The organism is Candidatus Harpocratesius sp. (assembly GCF_054039255.1).
The window spans coordinates 12,395-28,555 of sequence record NZ_JBPLBG010000042.1 but is presented as its reverse complement, the minus strand read 5'-3'; the positions used below and the strand labels follow the sequence as shown (position 1 = coordinate 28,555).

Below are 16,161 nucleotides of genomic sequence, written 5' to 3'. Positions count from 1 at the left end.
GTTTCTACTTAAAATCCAAAAAATTGATATTAATTAGAGCGTTTTTGTGAAGTATGCGGATTGCGGGATTAGATGAAGCAGGAAGAGGACCTGTAATTGGACCTTTGGTAATTGGATGTGTTGTTTATACTGATAAAACGATTAATAATTTGGAAGAAATCGGCGTTGATGATTCAAAATCCTTAACTCCGCGAAAAAGGGAAATTATGGCTGAGAAAATAAAAAAGACGTGTGATTATTTTAAAATATTTATCCTTACTCCCGAGAGAATAAATGAACTTCATTATTCAAATCATTTAACTTTAAATCAGATGGAAGAAAAATATTTTGCCGAACTTCTTAATTCTGCAAATCCCTCGCCAGATATGATATATTTAGACGCTTGCGATATAATCGAAGATCGATTTGGGAGAACAATTCAATCCATGTTGCAATTTAAACCAAAAAAAATGGTATCAAAACATAAAGGTGATTCTATTTATAAAATAGTGGGTGCAGCTTCCATTCTTGCTAAAACTATTCGAGATCATGAAATTGAAAGATATAAAAAGAAATATGGTGATATTGGCTCAGGATATCCAAGTGATCCTAAAACGCAGAAATTTCTTTATCAATACTATAAAAAATATCAAAAATTTCCCCCAATTGTTCGAACATGGTGGAAAACTGCTGAAAATATCAAAAAACGGGTAAAAAATGAGAAAATGCAAAGAAAAATTACTGAATATTCATAGTATTATCTTTAGGATGTTCTAAATATCTTCCAAATAAAACTATGTGGTCATTTTGGAATTTTTCAATTGATACATTATCCATAATTTGCATTCCTGCAGCTTCTAGCTTTTTTATTTCCTTTTCAAAAATCTCATTAGGATTAGCAGTAGTATCAATGCTTCTCGATTTAATTGCATAAATAAATTTTCCTTCTTTTGGTTTTAAGTAACGATATATATTTTTAATGAGAATTTCTGTTTGATTTGGTTGTGCCACATCTTGAAATATTACATCGATTCTATCATAGATATAAGGAGCGTATTCATAAGGATGATTTGCATCTGCTAAGATTGGAATTACATTCGGGCGATCTGCACAATTTTGAACCAATTCACGTAATGAGCGCGCTGAGAATTCGACAGCATATATGATTCCATTTGTTATAATATCAGAACAATGACTAACTGTGGTTCCACTTGATGCTCCCAGATATAATAAACGACTATTACGATCTAAGAATATTTTTCGGGCATTTGCTCTTATACTTGCTCCCAATTTAGATCGATAGGGATTCCATTCTCTGAATTGCATTCCATTCTCTTCAATTAATTTTTCACCATAAATCGTTCGATTTGTATCTAAATTAACTGTATATAATCGAAAATTTTCATTTGGCCCGCTGATAAAAACCCCATCAAATTTAGGATGTCGACGGATTCTACCCATTAATTATACCTCCTTTTTGCTTTATCGTATGATTTTTGTCTTGATTTTTGTCTTGATTTTTGATATTGGTTTTTGTTCTTTCTTCCTTTTTTATGAAAACTCTGCTTACTTCGTGAGGGGACTCTCTTTGGATGTGATTCTTTTTTCTTTTTTGGTGGTCGTGGAAATTGTTTTTGAATAAGCTTGATTTTTTTATCAATTTGCTCTTTAATATATTCTCCAATAAATTCTCCATGATAATAGTCTACTTTCGCTAAGATACTTATCTTTCCTGAGACCATTCGTGCAATTTTTCCCCTTAAATATGATTTTTCTGTGCGAATTTTATTCCATTGAAATAAAATTCCGTATTTTGGGGTTTTTCCACCTGATCGCATAGCTTTAAACAATGCTTTTTCTGCTCCTAGCATTTGTAAGGTACTGGAAGATATATGTGCTAAATGTTCTAAACTTCCAGCAGATGCAATCATTTTTCCAGTAATTTGAGAACCCAAAACTGCTTTTAAATTAGGTGCAATTTCATCTAAAGTATCTGAAATATATTGTTCAAGTTGCTTTCTGTATTCGCTAACATCAATTATTCTTTTTGCCAATTGTTGGATAGGGTAAAAATCAGATTCAACAAGATTTCCTCCCATTGAACGTTTTGCTTTCAAAACTAATTCTTCAATTTGAGCATCAGAAGTAGAAAATACAGATTTTAATTTTTCTGAAGTGCATTGATTTCTCGAACCAATATTGTTAATGAAAAGAGCAAACTTGTGATTATCATCAATGAGCTTATCTGTTAATTCGGGAAAATGCAATCCATACCATTCACGTAACCTATTTGAGAGGAAATTTACTGTTTTATCTAATTCAATAATGGTATCTACAGCTTGTTTTACTAAAAAATCTTTTTGAGTGGCTGTTTGAGAAATTTGATTTCGAATTATAAATTCAGATAAAACCTTGACACGTTCTCTTAACTTATTTGAAGCAGTTGGCAAACGATAGAGGCTGAAAATTGGTCTTAAATTTTCATATAAATTCCTAAATCGTTCGTCATCTGTGATAATTTCACATTGAAATTGTTGAGTTTGATCGATACTTTTTTTTAAAACTGGATGTTCAGTAATTATAGTAGAAACTCCCTTTTCTTGTAATTCATTTAAATATTTCTGGAATTGATCAGGAATTGAGCCAGATGATAGCAGTTTATATGAATTTGATAAATCTACAATTGGTAAATCATGCAATCCAATTGCAATTGGATCGTTTTGCTCATTAAATGTAACAAAACCATAAATTGTAGGAATTAAATAGGCTTTCATATCGTTCTATTATAAGTAAACGATCGGGGCAAAAAATTTTTCTGGTTTTCAACACCTTTTTTCATATGGCTAATTGGAGTGCAAAATCAAAAGTTCTTATCTCATTTCCAAGCAAATTATGGTTACATCGAACAAAGAACTATCCTTTTCTTCAATTTGCCATAAAGGCTTTTGTTCCTATTAGCCATGATCCATTTATAGGCAATTCTCTAATCTCAATACAAGGAACTAATCCTGAAAGCTTTATTTCAGAGCTTGATAACCATTCTTCGTTAATTTCTTACTCAATCATGGAAAAAAAGAAGAATATGATAATACTTAATACCCACACGAAGGATCCATTTCTTTTACGAGCAATTGTAAAAAATATGATTTTAGTTAATCTTCCTGTTTTAGTTAGTAATGGAATAGCAGAATTTAATATTAGTAGTTCTCGGCGAAATATCGACAATTTTATTAAAGATTTAGAGTTGCACGGGTTGAAAGTTGAATTAAAAAGGTTAGGTAATTATTCTGAGAATTTAATTGAACAAATTCTCACTCCGCGCCAATTTGAAATCTATTTACTTGTAAAAGATAAGGGTTATTATGATACACCTCGCCAGATCACACTTTCTGAACTTGCTAATGAATTAAATCTTGCAAAATCTTCTCTTTCAAGCATGCTTCAACGAATCCATAGTAAATTACTTGGAAATTGATAAGAACTTAATTCGACTTGATCAGTAACCCAACCTTTATAGTACGTTTTGTATTTTCTTACTATGATATGAATAATTCTTTATCATGTCAGATAGCTGGGATATTATTTCCTAATCCAATTATTTTGGCATCTGGTATTCTTGGTGTAACTCCGGGGTCTATGTTACGCTTAGCACACGCTGGAATTGGTGGAATTACCACAAAAACAGTAGGAGCTCGTGTCAGACATGGATACAGCAATCCAAGTATTATTGAAATTGGTGAAGGAACATTTCTAAATTCTGTTGGATTGGCAAATCCTGGAATCGATCAAATGGAGATAGAAATTAAGGAGTATAAACAGCAATCTTCTATTCCTCTTATTGTGAGTGTGTTTGGAGATGGACCTGAAGGTTATGCAGAAATTGCAAGGCGCGCAGAAAAAGCTGGCGCAGATGCTATTGAAATTAATATATCTTGTCCCCATGCTGAAGTGGCTTCAATCGCGTTATCAGAAGAATTGACAATAGAGTTTACTAAAGCGGTGAAACGGGCTGTTTCCATTCCAGTATTTGCTAAGTTGACTCCTAATATTGCGGATATTGTTCCTATTGCAAAAGCAACAGAAAAAGCGGGTGCTGATGCAATTGTTGCAATAAATACATTACGAGGTTTAGCTTTGGATTATAAGACAGGTCGACCGCTTCTTTCTCATGGAATTGGAGGGCTTTCTGGAAAAGCAATCAAATCAGTAGGTGTGCGGGTAATTTATGAACTTTATCCACATATTTCAATACCTTTAATTGGAGTTGGTGGTATTTTTACTTGGCAAGATGTCTTAGAGTATATATATGCAGGAGCGAGTACAATTCAGATTGGTTCTGCCTTCTTTCAAGGAGATGAAATTATATCAGAAATAATAGATGGTCTTCTTGAGTTCTTAAGAGAAAACCAAATAGAAAATTTAAACCAAATTCGGGGAAAAGCACATGAATATAGTTCTGAACTGGAGGTGAAGCCAAAAGAATGCCCATAAAACCCAATTTAGACTACCGTCTCAATAAACCTTTTTCAACTCCCATATTAGAAATAATTGATGAATCGTCTTCTGTAAAAACTTTTAAAATTAAATATAATCCAATTCAAGAGTCAATATCTTATATTCCAGGTCAATTTGTTATGGTTTGGGTTCCTGGAATTGATGAAATTCCCATGTCGATCTCAAAATATTTCGATAATGGAATGATCTCAATTTCTGTAGCCAAAGTCGGGGAAGCCACAGAAAAATTATTTGAATTGAAAGTGGGAGATATTATTGGTATTCGTGGGCCGTATGGAAACGGATATTCGGTTCGTCCAGGTACTGCTGTTATTATAGGCGGTGGTATTGGAATGGCTTCAGTATTACCATTAATTTACCATGTTAAAAATTTAGTTGGTAATTTAAATGAAAATGAAATTAAAATAGATCAAGTAATCTGTATTGAAGGTGCAAAAACTGAAAAAGACCTTATATATTTGAAGGAATTAACCGATATGTTTTCAGATTCATCTGATTTTTATGTCTGTACAGATGATGGCTCTTATGGTTTTCAAGGGTTTACAACTGAAAAATTGGTCGAGATCTTAAATCAAATGAGTAACCAAAATCAGATTGATTCAAATGTTTCTTCTATCACAATTTATGCTTGCGGACCTGAAATAATGCTTAAAAAAATTGTAGAAATTGGCATGCAATATGATTTTGATGTGCAGGTAAGCCTTGAGCGGATGATGAGATGTGGCTTTGGTATTTGTGGGTTGTGTGCTTTAGATCCTACTGGATTGCTCGTCTGTCGAGATGGTCCTGTGTTTACTGCCAATCAACTTAAGTATTGTAGTGATTTCGGTAAAATTCACCGTGATTTTTCAGGAAAACCTTATAATATCTAAATATAAAAACTAAAGTATGTAAATTTGTGATTCCAATGCCTTCAAAGAATGGGAAAACCCCGGAAACTTTTGCAAATGGCCAAAACGTGTGGAAAAATACCCAGATTTCCCGCGACTATTTAAAAGGAAGTCGAGCTGCCATTCCTTTCGCAACGGAAGAAATCGAGATTATACAAAATATTATTAGATATGCTTCGATTTCTGTGAATTCAATATTGGATATTGGTTGTGGAGATGGAATCTTGGGATGTGCTCTCTGGGAAGAATATCCAAATGCAGAAGTAACTTTTTCAGATATTTCAGAAATAATGTTGAATGCAACAAAAAAGAATATTCAAAAATTAAAAATAAAAAATGCCTTATCTCACTCCCATTTTCATATACATGATATGCAAGATGCTAATTGGGTTGATGATTTAAAACAATTCGCTCCATTTGATATCATAATTTCTGGTTTTGCAATACACCATCTTACTCATCGAAGAAAAAAAGAAATTTACGGTGAAATTTATGATTTATTATCACATAATGGTTTTTTTCTCAATCTGGAAAGAGTAGAATCTGCTTCTTCTCTTGGTGTGATTCTAAATAATGAAAACTACATTGAAAATTTGTACATGTATCATAAGCGTTCTAATCCTAACATTTCTCGGGATGAAGTTGCAGAAAAATACTATTATCGCCCTTTAAAACAATCAAACATATTGGCTCCAGTAGAACTTCAAACTCAGTGGTTACGAGAGCTTGGATATATTGATGTTGATATTTTCTTCAAAATTTATGAAATCGCAATTTTTGGCGGCCGTAAACGGTTTTCTTAGCCTTCATATATTATCGAAAAAAACAAATTCCATGCTTTTTTTTTATTATATATACCTTTTTGGATGGAAACTTGATCACAAATGAATTCTTCTACTTCTCCTGAAGTTAAAGAGGATAAAACCTTTAAAACAGCTCGGGATATTATAAAATTTCTATTGGCACACCCAAATACTTCAAAAAAGCAGCTAACGGCGGTGAAGTGCAAAATTGGGAAAAAGTATGGATTTCCCTCAGTAATCCGTAATTCACAAATCTTGGATCATGCCAGTGAGGATGAACAAATTAAATTACGCCATATTCTTCGCCGTAGGTTGACTCGAACGTTATCTGGCGTTTCGATTGTTGCAGTAATGACAGCTCCTAATCCTGCAGGAGCATATAGTTGTCCTGGAGCGTGTATTTTCTGTCCTGGTTCTGATTCTCAACCAAATCAAAAGGTGGCTCAATCCTATACTGGGAGGGAGCCTGCTGCAATGAGATCTGCAATGTATCATTATGATTCATATTTGCAGACACTTCATCGGTTGATCGATTTGCAGCAAATTGGTCATCAAGTGGATAAAATTGAACTGATAATAATGGGGGGAACTTTTCTATATGCCCCAATTGAATATCAAAATGATTTTATGCATGGATGTTTTGATGCCATTTTAAATTTCTGTAAACCTAATTATAATGATCATAAAAGAACTTCAAATTTATCCATAGCAAAACGTTTATTGGAAACTGCTGAAACCAGACTAATTGGTATTACCTTCGAAACACGCCCTGATTATTGTTTTGAAGAACATATAGATCGTTTGCTCGAATTGGGAATTACACGGATAGAAATCGGAGTTCAAACCACAAGACAAGAAATTTTGGATTTTGTTCATCGTAACCATACTGTAGAAGATAGTATTCGGGCAATTCAAGTTGCAAAGGATAGTGGAATTAAAGTTAATTGTCATTTAATGCCGAATTTACCGCTAAGTTCTCCTGAAATTGATTTTCAAGTATTTCAAGAAATTTTTAACAATCCAGATTACCGCCCTGATATGCTCAAAATTTATCCAACCTTAGTTGTTGGTGGTACTGAATTATATAAATTATATCAACAAGGAAAATATACCCCCTATCCGCAAGATAAGGTGATTGAATTGATTGCAAAAGTAAAGGATTCAATTCCTCGTTATATTCGGATTCAACGAATTCAAAGAGATATTCCTATGGATTTGATTATTGATGGAGTGAAAAACAGCAATCTTCGACAAATTGTGAATAATTACATGAAAAAACATGATATGCGCTGTAAGTGTATCAGATGTCGGGAAGAAGGTTTTCAAGCACTCTCTAAAGGAACAATGAATCATCCAGTTAATTTTGAAGATATTAAATTCTTTCATGATATATATGAAGCATCTGCTGGAATGGAACACTTTCTATCTTATGAAAATTCCGATCAAACGATTTTAATAGGGTATCTACGTTTAAGATTTCCTTCGGATCGTGCCCACCGCCCTGAAATTACTGAATCAAAAACTGCCATTGTACGAGAAATTCGAGTCGTTGGAGAAATTGTTCGTCATGGTTCAGCACCTCAAAAAAGTCAAATTCAACATAGAGGTTATGGTAAAAAGTTGATGAATAAAGCAGAAAATATTGCAATTGAAAACGGTTTTAATAGAATTTTAGTAATTGCTGGTATAGGTGTGCGTGAATACTTCTATAATTTAGGTTATTCTCCATATGGTCCATATGTCGTAAAAAATTTAGATAAATGAAAAAAAAATTTACTCCTTATGATTTTTTAACATGAACAGGATTATGCTTAAGAATGAATGTAAAACCTAATGTTCGAAATGCTTCATCAACTATATCTTTATTTAAGGCACAAGTTTCAATATATTTTATATGATATTTTTCTGCTAATGCTTGACCTTGCTCCGCTGAAATTTTCCGTTCATTTACTAAATCTATCTTATTTCCTATAAGAATTAGAGTAATGTCTGGCACTGCAGAGGTTGCTTCTTTATACCATTCTTTAACATTTTCGAATGTTTCGGGTCGTGTGACATCAAATACTAAGAAACCCGCGCGTGCGCCTGTATAATATGAATTTCTAACTGGTCTAAAAATTTCCTGCCCGCCCATGTCAAAAATACTAAAATCTACGTTGATTTCCCACATCGGAAAATTCATATGTTTAGTCATAATATTAACACCAATTGTAGATTTATAATCATCGTTTAATTTTTCATTTACAAAATTTTCAACTAATGTTGTTTTTCCCACGCTTGTATCTCCACCTAAAATTACTTTCATTGAAAATCTGCCTTTTTCTAAGTGGATCACATGATGGGCTGAATCTTCAGGATTTTCAGAAGATTGGATATTGAACTCTGGTATTACCATACTTACTTCTTTTCCAAGATTAATCCGAGCAACTTTTTCTGCTGAAAGGAAAATATATGGAAAAACTTCAACTACATTTGCTTTTAATGGGCACAGAAAAACAAGTAGGGCTTCAGGCCCTGCTTCAGAATATATAATTCGACCATATTGTGTCGAAAAAGTGTATACTCCAACTTTACGGGATTCAAAATTGACTGATTCTTGAACCATTTTTGCATCCATTAATTCTTCAAGCTTTTCTTTCAAATTTTCATCCATATTTGATTGAAATAAGTATGTAATTTTTTCATGAGTAGGACTTAGTATTAAAACTCCATATAATTTATCAGAAAGTGTTTTAAGTATGGAGTTGATAAGTAGATTTAATCGGAAAACATTTACCATGTGATTTTTCACCATATAATTTCGTTTATCACTCAAATTACCTTAGAAAAAAATAATCATTATTAACATTAATATATTCACTTTTCATTTAATTAGTGAATTTGTTTTTCGAAATTTTCCAATTTTAAATAGCTACATAGAGTAAAGGAAATATGGATCAAAAAGAATTTTCTTTAACTGCATTAGTTAATCAACTGAACGAATGTTTAGAGCTGCAAAATGTTCGTCAATGGCGAATTTTATCGAAGTTAGTAACAAAATATTATATTTCAAAAATATTTGAACGCCAGCATTCTAGTAAGGATTAATCATTCTTTAAATCAAGAATTGTTAAGAAATCGAGATTTAGACTACAATATAATAATTTTTTTATTTTTGTAATTCTTCAAATATTTTTTAAAAGTTCAAGTAATTTCGGTAGTGGTTTTTCTTGTTTTACGAAATATGGTGTTTTAAATTCATCTTTTTTATGCTTTGAAGAGACTACTGCAATAGAATGTGCACCTAACCGATTTGCAGTTTCGATATCTGACGGATGATCTCCAACAATGCATATTTCTGAAGCGTTCAAACCGAAATATTTGAGGAAAGATGATGCATGTGCAGGGTCTGGTTTGATTTTTGAAGTACGGTCCCGTCCAATTATTACGTTTGGATCTGGAAAATACTGATAAATACCTGCCTGCTGTAATGAAATCATGGCATTTTTGCTGGTGTTTAAAGTTATAATTCCTAATTTTAAATTAGATTGGGTTAAATATTCAAGAACCTTATCCATATCTGGAATAATTTCTGCTTTTTGAGCCGCGATGAATTCTTCTTTTGCAATAAGTTGATCAACCATTTTTCGAATTTCCAAAACCTTTTCCTTTGAATAATGCTTTTTTTGAATAAAATAACTGGATGCTTCATTAAGCATTTTCAAAACAAATGATTCTGTGCTTAGAATATTTTTAGGATAACCTTGTTCCTCTAGAATTTGGATTGTTTGTAATCTACATTTTTGGTAATTAATTTGAAAATGTATCAAAGTTCCATCCAGATCGAATAAGACGCCTTTTAACGCCATTTGAGTGAACCAATATTTTATAATAGATAAATAATTGGAAAAGAATAAGAAATTTGAATTGAAACTATTTAATTGCTAAGGTTCAATGCTTTTTTGAAATCTTTATCATTTTTTCACTTATTCACCAAAGCGTTATAAAGTTCGATATCTAATTATTATTGATTTGATCTGAATCATGCCTGTTAAATATCCCGTTCCATCTGATCGACCATTTTTTCACAGCAAATATTGGCCTATAGGTGTTCCTCATCAACTTGATATTGATTTTACTATCACTCTACCTGTTATGTTAGAACGTTCTGTAAAGAAATGGCCAGATGATCCTGTGATTTGGTTTTTAGATACATTTGTTTCTTATTCTCAGCTTAAAAATTACGTTGATTCCTTGAAAAAAGCTCTATATACGATTGGGGTACGAAAAGGAGAGGTTATTTCTTTGCTTTTACCTAACTGCATACAATATGTTGTAAGTTATTATGCTATAACTTCATTAGGTGCTATTGTTTCTGGAATCAATCCTACCTATTTTCCATTAGAAGTTCTTCATCAACTTCAGTTGACAGAATCTCATAAAATAATAGTATTAGATTCTCTATTTGACGAAAAAATACAACCATTCAGCTCTAAATGGAAATTTGATTGGATAATTAAAACAAATATTGTTGACTTCGCTAAAGGAATGTCTAAAATTAAGAAAACTATCGGTAAATGGTTGAAAAAAATTCCAACTGGAAAAGTTAATCATCCCAAGGTTTATTCATTCGTTAATTTGATGAAAAAATCTTCAAAATTCTCAGAAGTTCCTTCAATTTTAATTGATGCTTCTGAAGATGTTGCCTCATTAATTATGACAGGTGGAACAACTGGAATCCCAAAAGCTGCAGAATTGACTCATGAAAATGTTGTCAGTAATGCAAAACAAGCGGGAATTTTCATTACACAGCATTCAGATCCATCAGGTAATATACATTTAGGGCACCATTCAGGATTAATCGGAGTTATTCCGTTGTTTCATAGTTATGCTCATACTATCGTGATGAACGCAGTTATAAGCGTGGGTGCTTGGATGATTCTTTTTCCAATTCCACCTCCTGTAAAAGAACTTGTAAAAACACTTCATCGCTTGCCAAATCTTAATTATTTCGGTTATGCAGGTGTTGAATTACTTTTTCAGCGAATAATTGACTTACCTGAAGAATTTTTAAGAAAATTTCCTTTGGATAATCTATTAAAGATAAATTTATCGGGAGCAGGGCCCTTGCATTCATATGTTAGAAAACCCTTTGAAGCAAAAACAGGTACATTAATTACAGAAACATATGGATTAACCGAAGCATCACCGGGAGTAAGTATTAACAATATTTATGGTCCTCGCGATATAGGAACAATTGGAACCCCTCTTCCTGGCACTGATTGGGAAATATTTCCTATTAACAATTTTGAGCAAGGACCAATAAAAGAAATTGGACCTGACTATTTTGGCGAAATATGTATTTCTGGACCACAAATTATGAAAGGGTATTTTCGCAATCCTTCCCAAACTGCTGAAACAATTAAAATTTGGGATAAAAGGCGCTGGTTGTTAACAGGAGATATTGGGTATATGGATGTAGAAGGTAGAATTATTATTTTAGATCGAAAGAAACAGTTGATCAAGGTTGCAGGTCACTCAGTATTTCCGTCTGAAATCGAAAATTTAATTGGTAAACATCCAGGTATATTAGAAGTGGCAGTTACAGGAGTCCCAGATAAAAAGACAGGAGAAGCGATTAAAGCATGGATTGTGCAAAAACAAGATTACCCTTTTGAATTATCTGCAGAATTGTTAAAAAAATGGTGTAAAAAGAACATAACTTCTTGGAAAGTTCCTAAATATTTTGAATTCATCTCAAATTTACCCAAGAATGCAATTGGCAAGATTCTCCGCCGTAAATTATCTTCTGAGTGAAGAAAGAAAGATTAAGATTCTTTTTCATTTTTCTTTGTAAATTCATGAAAAATTTTGAAAAAAGCTTTTTTAACCATTACAATGAATCTTTTCTTCACCAATTCAAATTTGGGTAAATTTTTTGAAATTTATGCCCAGATTGAAAATTTTGGAAGAATTCAACAAAAATGTGATTATTCAATGACACAACTTAATAATGTCTATATTGTGGATTATATTCGCACTCCTTTTTCACGATCTCGACCAAAAAGTCGGGAACGAAGTGCATTCAGCGAAATTCGTGCAGATCAACTAGTGGGATATACTCTTCGGAATATGTTTGAAAAACGTATGAAAGATAAACTAGCTCCTGAAGATGTTTCAGAATTTGGTTATGGTTGCTCTTTTCCAGTTGGAACAAATTGGCCATATGCTGCACGCAATGCTTGGTTTTCAGGAAATATGCCTCCAAGTGTGCCCTCCCTCTTCTTTGATCGTGCTTGTGGTTCAGCTATGTCTGCTATGCATCACGGTATTCTCTCAATTCAAACTGGAGATAATGATATCTTTGTAGCTTCAGGAGCTGAACATATGTTTATGGAACCTATGGATCCAACGCTTCAGAAAAACATGGTTGCGCCAAAACATTTAATTATCAAAAGTGAAGGAAATTTCTGGTATCGGGATGATATTGATATCATGACTGGCATGAGCATGGTTCAAACTGCTCAAAAATTATTTGAATATGAATGTGATCATATTTCAATTGAAGATATGGCTAAATTTGGAGTAACCAGTCATAATTGGGCTGAAAAAGCACTAGATGAAGGTTATTTCAAAGGTGAAATCGTACCTGTTTTAGGACACAAAGAAGGGAATTTGGAAGAAGAATGGCTTGTTGATCACGATTTAGCAATTCGAAGAGGTGCCACCATTGAAAAGACTCTTTCATTACCTGCAGTAAGTACTCCTGGTTATATGGGAGGATATAAACATAAACGATTCAAACGTAAAGAGTACAAGGAACGTTTTGGTACCAAGAGTGGTGTTATTACTCCAGGAAATTCTTCTCCCTTAAATGCTGGTGCAGCAACTATGATGCTTGCTTCAGAAGAGGCAGTGAAAAAGTATGGATTGGAACCTATTGCTCGTATTGTTTCCATGGGGTGGGCAGGTGTAGATCCTTCAGTAATGGGTCGTGGACCAGTTCCTGCCACAGAAATTGCTTTGAAAAAGGCTGGTCTAAAAGCAGAAGATATTGATTATTGGGAAATTAATGAAGCATTTGCAGTAGTTGTGTTAAATGCTATGCATCACTTCAATATTCCAAGAGAAAAAGTAAATGTAAAAGGTGGTGCAATTGCAATTGGTCATCCTCTGGGCGCAAGCGGAGTAAGACTTCCTGGAACATTAGCGCGTATTCTTAGAGAAAAGAAAGCAAAATATGGTGTTGCTACTTTGTGTTGTGGTAGTGGACAAGGGGTTACCACCATAATTGAAAATCCTGATGCTTAATAGAAATAGGAATACTATTTCGGTTGAATTCACCCTTTTCTTTAAAACATTTTTTTTTTAATAAAACATAGAATTCTAGAAAAACAAAAAATGCGATAAGAAGGATGATACTAAAACGTACGACTAAAAAATAGTAAAATAACAATTAAGTATTCAATTTTAAATGTTTTTTTAGGAGTTGTGATGAATATGGGAAAATTTGATGGAAAAATCGCCTTAATTGGTGGAAATCTGGGAAAACTAAAAAAAGATAAATTTAAGATTGGATTGGGTGGTGTAATTGCCAAACAACTCCAAGATGAAGGAGCACAAGTTTGTTTAGTTGACCTTGATTTTGCGGTAACTCAAGCTTGTGTCTCTAGTTTAGGTGGTTCCGCAAAAGCTTATAATTGTGATCTATTAAAAGATCGCACATATGAAACCGAAGAATATGTTGATGAACGAGGTAAAACGAAAACACGGGTTATTTGGAAAGATAATCCCGCATTAACCATGGTTAATCAAATTGTTGAAGAATTTGGAAAACTCGATATTCTAATTACAAACTTTGATAAATTTGAACGCGTACGCTTAGATGCCAGCGACAATACATTATTTGATGAGCTACGTGATAAAAACATCACACCTACTTTCCACCTGCTTGCAGCTGTTCGAGAACAATTTTCAACTCAAACTAAAACTTTAGGAACTTATGCAAAGGTAGTTATGTTAACCTGTATGGTCGGGAAAGCGGGTATGAGTTTGGGAGCTCTGTATTCAGGATTTAAAGCAGCAATTATAGGATTGACGAAAAGTATGGCTCGTGAATTCGGGCGTTTTGCAAATGTAAATGCTGTTGCATTTGGACCCCTTGCAGAGAAAAAAATGCAAGGTCCAAAAGAAAAAACCAAAGGTGGTTTTATGGTTACTCAAACAGATATGTCAAAACAACCAATTACTTTTGAAAAAGTGGCCCCATTAGTGTGTTTCTTAGCTTCTGATGATGCAATTGCAATTTCTGGTCAAATAATTAGTGTTGATGGGGGATTATGGTTGAAATTGGAGCAGTAGGGGGAAATCAAAATGAAAGAATTACTTAAAGATAAAGTTGCAATTATTACTGGTTCTGGACGGGGTATTGGCAAAGGTATTGCGACCTTTTTTGTAGAACAAGGTGCAAAAGTTGTTATTAATGATATCGATCCTACTCCGTGCAATGAAACTGCTGAAGAATTACGTGATATGGGTGGCGATGTATTAGCATGCCCATGTGATGTCACAAATAAAGAACAAGTAGAAAAAATGGTTGCTGATACCATTGCAAAGTTCGGAAAAATCGATATATTGGTAAACAATGCTGGTACCTCTCGGGATGCCTTAATTCACAAAATGGATGACAAACTATTGCGATTCATCATTGATGTAAATTTAAAGGGTACACATGTTTGTACTCAAGCAGTAATGCCTGAATTTATTAAAGAAGAGCGTAATGATGAATTTAAGAAAATAATTAATTTTGCTTCTACAACAGGTGTTTCAGGAAATATCGGACAAGCAAACTATGCTATTGCTAAAGGGGGTATCATCGGCTATACCAAAGCTGTTGCCCGTGAATTTGCCCGATATCGCGTTTGTGTAAATGCTGTTGCACCAGGCTTCATTGAAACACGAATGACTCAAGAAAAGAAGCCTGGAATGAAATTGGGGCTTCCACCAGCCATTCGAAGTATTGCAATTAATGCCATTCCATTTTCACGGAATAAAATAGGTGGACGGCCTATTGATATTGCCAGAATTGTTGCATTTTACAGTTCTGAACTTTCAAATTGGGTTACTGGTCAATTGATATTAGGTGACGGTGGCGCGTTTATATAGAAATGTGTAAAAATTCTATTATTGATCATTTGATAACTCGATAACCCAAATTTTTTTCACTTTATTTTCATTATATTGAATATTATTATGGGATTAATTTTGAAATTCCGTTCAAATCAACAAGATCAATGGAATATCTTCTATCGGCATATTTTTGATGTTTTTCAAGAAGGAAAGATGATTGCTTTTCCATGGGGGAAAGCAGGATATGGTTTAGCTGGAGACCCAAGTAATCCAAGTATTTTACAGATATATTGGGATTTATATGGCGTAAATTTCGTTGAAAATGTAATATTTATCGGAGATTCAATCAAAACCTTGTCTCAATGGGGATTATTAAGCGATCTTGCCACTAAAGTTGCCGAATTATATTGGCCAGGAGATCTCGTGATGCATGTCCCCTTTATCCATTTAGAAGAAAATCCTTTGCAAGAACAAATTTTCTCTGCTAATCCAGAATTAGAAACAAGTCTTTTACAGCGATCGGTCTATCTTTTAGTTCCACGTCATCCTGTTGCTCAAAATTTCTTTTCTTATCTAGTTGATCATGGATATCCTCCTCTATTAATGGGGAATTTTGCCGCTATTTCATCCAATTTCAATGCGCAAGATGCGGTTACTGTGATGAATGAATTCGGTAATGAGTACTTAGGAGTTGTTGCTGATGCAGGTCGTTTGCAGAAAAGTAAAAAAGTGTATCCTGCCACTCAAGTGGCGATATTCGATGAAAATTCCCTCCAAATTGAGATAGAAGGGTTGATCTCTGAAGCTAATATATATGATTCCTTTTCTAATTTAAATATGGAAAAAGATGAATTCTAATTTGAGAT

16 protein-coding genes are annotated in these 16,161 nt (G+C 33.4%); 12 read left to right on the top strand and 4 right to left on the bottom strand.

The features are described from left to right. Nucleotides 1-53 precede the first annotated feature (53 nt). Entirely contained in the window at nucleotides 54-734 is a 681-nt protein-coding gene (gene rnhB, locus ACXLDF_RS09900) for a ribonuclease HII (protein ID WP_457558361.1), read from the top strand. On the opposite strand, the gene ACXLDF_RS09895 is transcribed toward rnhB, so the two are convergent. Both ACXLDF_RS09895 and ACXLDF_RS09890 read right to left on the bottom strand, forming a co-directional pair. Next, nucleotides 718-1,440, bottom strand: coding sequence for a fibrillarin-like rRNA/tRNA 2'-O-methyltransferase (locus ACXLDF_RS09895; protein ID WP_457558360.1), 723 nt, complete (start codon nucleotides 1,438-1,440; stop codon nucleotides 718-720). The two genes, rnhB and ACXLDF_RS09895, sit on opposite strands and share 17 nt — an antisense overlap. Further along, nucleotides 1,440-2,753: a hypothetical protein gene (locus tag ACXLDF_RS09890; protein ID WP_457558359.1), complete on the bottom strand. Its 1,314-nt coding sequence runs from the start codon at nucleotides 2,751-2,753 to the stop codon at nucleotides 1,440-1,442. Before ACXLDF_RS09890 ends, ACXLDF_RS09895 begins: the two co-directional genes overlap by 1 nt. A gap of 65 nt (nucleotides 2,754-2,818) precedes the next feature. Between ACXLDF_RS09890 and ACXLDF_RS09885 the strand changes: the two genes are divergently transcribed. The 5 genes from ACXLDF_RS09885 to ACXLDF_RS09865 all read left to right on the top strand — a co-directional run bounded on the left by ACXLDF_RS09885 (nucleotide 2,819) and on the right by ACXLDF_RS09865 (nucleotide 7,951). Continuing rightward, on the top strand, nucleotides 2,819-3,454 hold the full coding sequence (locus ACXLDF_RS09885) for a helix-turn-helix domain-containing protein (protein WP_457558358.1): 636 nt from the start codon (nucleotides 2,819-2,821) through the stop codon (nucleotides 3,452-3,454). Between the two features lie 68 nt (nucleotides 3,455-3,522). Further along, the gene (locus ACXLDF_RS09880; protein WP_457558357.1) at nucleotides 3,523-4,470 is read left to right on the top strand and encodes a dihydroorotate dehydrogenase; all 948 of its coding nucleotides are present in this window, start codon (nucleotides 3,523-3,525) and stop codon (nucleotides 4,468-4,470) included. Next, entirely contained in the window at nucleotides 4,461-5,366 is a 906-nt protein-coding gene (locus ACXLDF_RS09875) for a dihydroorotate dehydrogenase electron transfer subunit (RefSeq protein WP_457558356.1), read from the top strand. Before ACXLDF_RS09880 ends, ACXLDF_RS09875 begins: the two co-directional genes overlap by 10 nt. Nucleotides 5,367-5,401: 35 nt before the next feature. After that, nucleotides 5,402-6,187 carry a class I SAM-dependent methyltransferase gene (locus ACXLDF_RS09870; RefSeq protein WP_457558355.1) on the top strand — a complete coding sequence of 262 codons (786 nt, stop codon included), beginning with the start codon at nucleotides 5,402-5,404 and terminating at the stop codon, nucleotides 6,185-6,187. A gap of 81 nt (nucleotides 6,188-6,268) precedes the next feature. Continuing rightward, nucleotides 6,269-7,951: a tRNA uridine(34) 5-carboxymethylaminomethyl modification radical SAM/GNAT enzyme Elp3 gene (locus ACXLDF_RS09865; protein ID WP_457558354.1), complete on the top strand. Its 1,683-nt coding sequence runs from the start codon at nucleotides 6,269-6,271 to the stop codon at nucleotides 7,949-7,951. Between the two features lie 16 nt (nucleotides 7,952-7,967). On the opposite strand, the gene ACXLDF_RS09860 is transcribed toward ACXLDF_RS09865, so the two are convergent. Then, the gene (locus tag ACXLDF_RS09860; RefSeq protein ID WP_457558353.1) at nucleotides 7,968-8,966 is read right to left on the bottom strand and encodes a Rab family GTPase; all 999 of its coding nucleotides are present in this window, start codon (nucleotides 8,964-8,966) and stop codon (nucleotides 7,968-7,970) included. A 152-nt stretch (nucleotides 8,967-9,118) separates the two neighbouring features. On the opposite strand from ACXLDF_RS09860, the gene ACXLDF_RS09855 reads away from it, so the two are divergent. After that, entirely contained in the window at nucleotides 9,119-9,274 is a 156-nt protein-coding gene (locus ACXLDF_RS09855; protein ID WP_457558352.1) for a hypothetical protein, read from the top strand. Nucleotides 9,275-9,351: 77 nt separating this feature from the next. On the opposite strand, the gene ACXLDF_RS09850 is transcribed toward ACXLDF_RS09855, so the two are convergent. After that, nucleotides 9,352-10,035: an HAD family hydrolase gene (locus ACXLDF_RS09850; RefSeq protein WP_457558351.1), complete on the bottom strand. Its 684-nt coding sequence runs from the start codon at nucleotides 10,033-10,035 to the stop codon at nucleotides 9,352-9,354. Between the two features lie 175 nt (nucleotides 10,036-10,210). Here ACXLDF_RS09850 and ACXLDF_RS09845 point away from each other — a divergent pair, with 175 nt between their 5' ends. The 5 genes from ACXLDF_RS09845 (at nucleotide 10,211) to ACXLDF_RS09825 (ending at nucleotide 16,153) form a co-directional block, all read left to right on the top strand. Continuing rightward, nucleotides 10,211-11,983, top strand: a complete 1,773-nt coding sequence (locus ACXLDF_RS09845) for an AMP-binding protein (RefSeq protein WP_457558350.1) — start codon at nucleotides 10,211-10,213, stop codon at nucleotides 11,981-11,983. A 180-nt stretch (nucleotides 11,984-12,163) separates the two neighbouring features. Beyond that, on the top strand, nucleotides 12,164-13,477 hold the full coding sequence (locus ACXLDF_RS09840) for an acetyl-CoA C-acyltransferase (protein ID WP_457558349.1): 1,314 nt from the start codon (nucleotides 12,164-12,166) through the stop codon (nucleotides 13,475-13,477). A 189-nt stretch (nucleotides 13,478-13,666) separates the two neighbouring features. After that, nucleotides 13,667-14,527 (top strand): SDR family NAD(P)-dependent oxidoreductase, encoded by an 861-nt coding sequence (locus ACXLDF_RS09835; RefSeq protein ID WP_457558348.1) that lies wholly within the window; start codon nucleotides 13,667-13,669, stop codon nucleotides 14,525-14,527. A gap of 12 nt (nucleotides 14,528-14,539) precedes the next feature. Continuing rightward, nucleotides 14,540-15,331, top strand: coding sequence for an SDR family NAD(P)-dependent oxidoreductase (locus ACXLDF_RS09830; protein WP_457558347.1), 792 nt, complete (start codon nucleotides 14,540-14,542; stop codon nucleotides 15,329-15,331). Between the two features lie 87 nt (nucleotides 15,332-15,418). Next, on the top strand, nucleotides 15,419-16,153 hold the full coding sequence (locus ACXLDF_RS09825) for a Sua5/YciO/YrdC/YwlC family protein (protein WP_457558346.1): 735 nt from the start codon (nucleotides 15,419-15,421) through the stop codon (nucleotides 16,151-16,153). The last annotated feature ends 8 nt before the right edge of the window (nucleotides 16,154-16,161 follow it).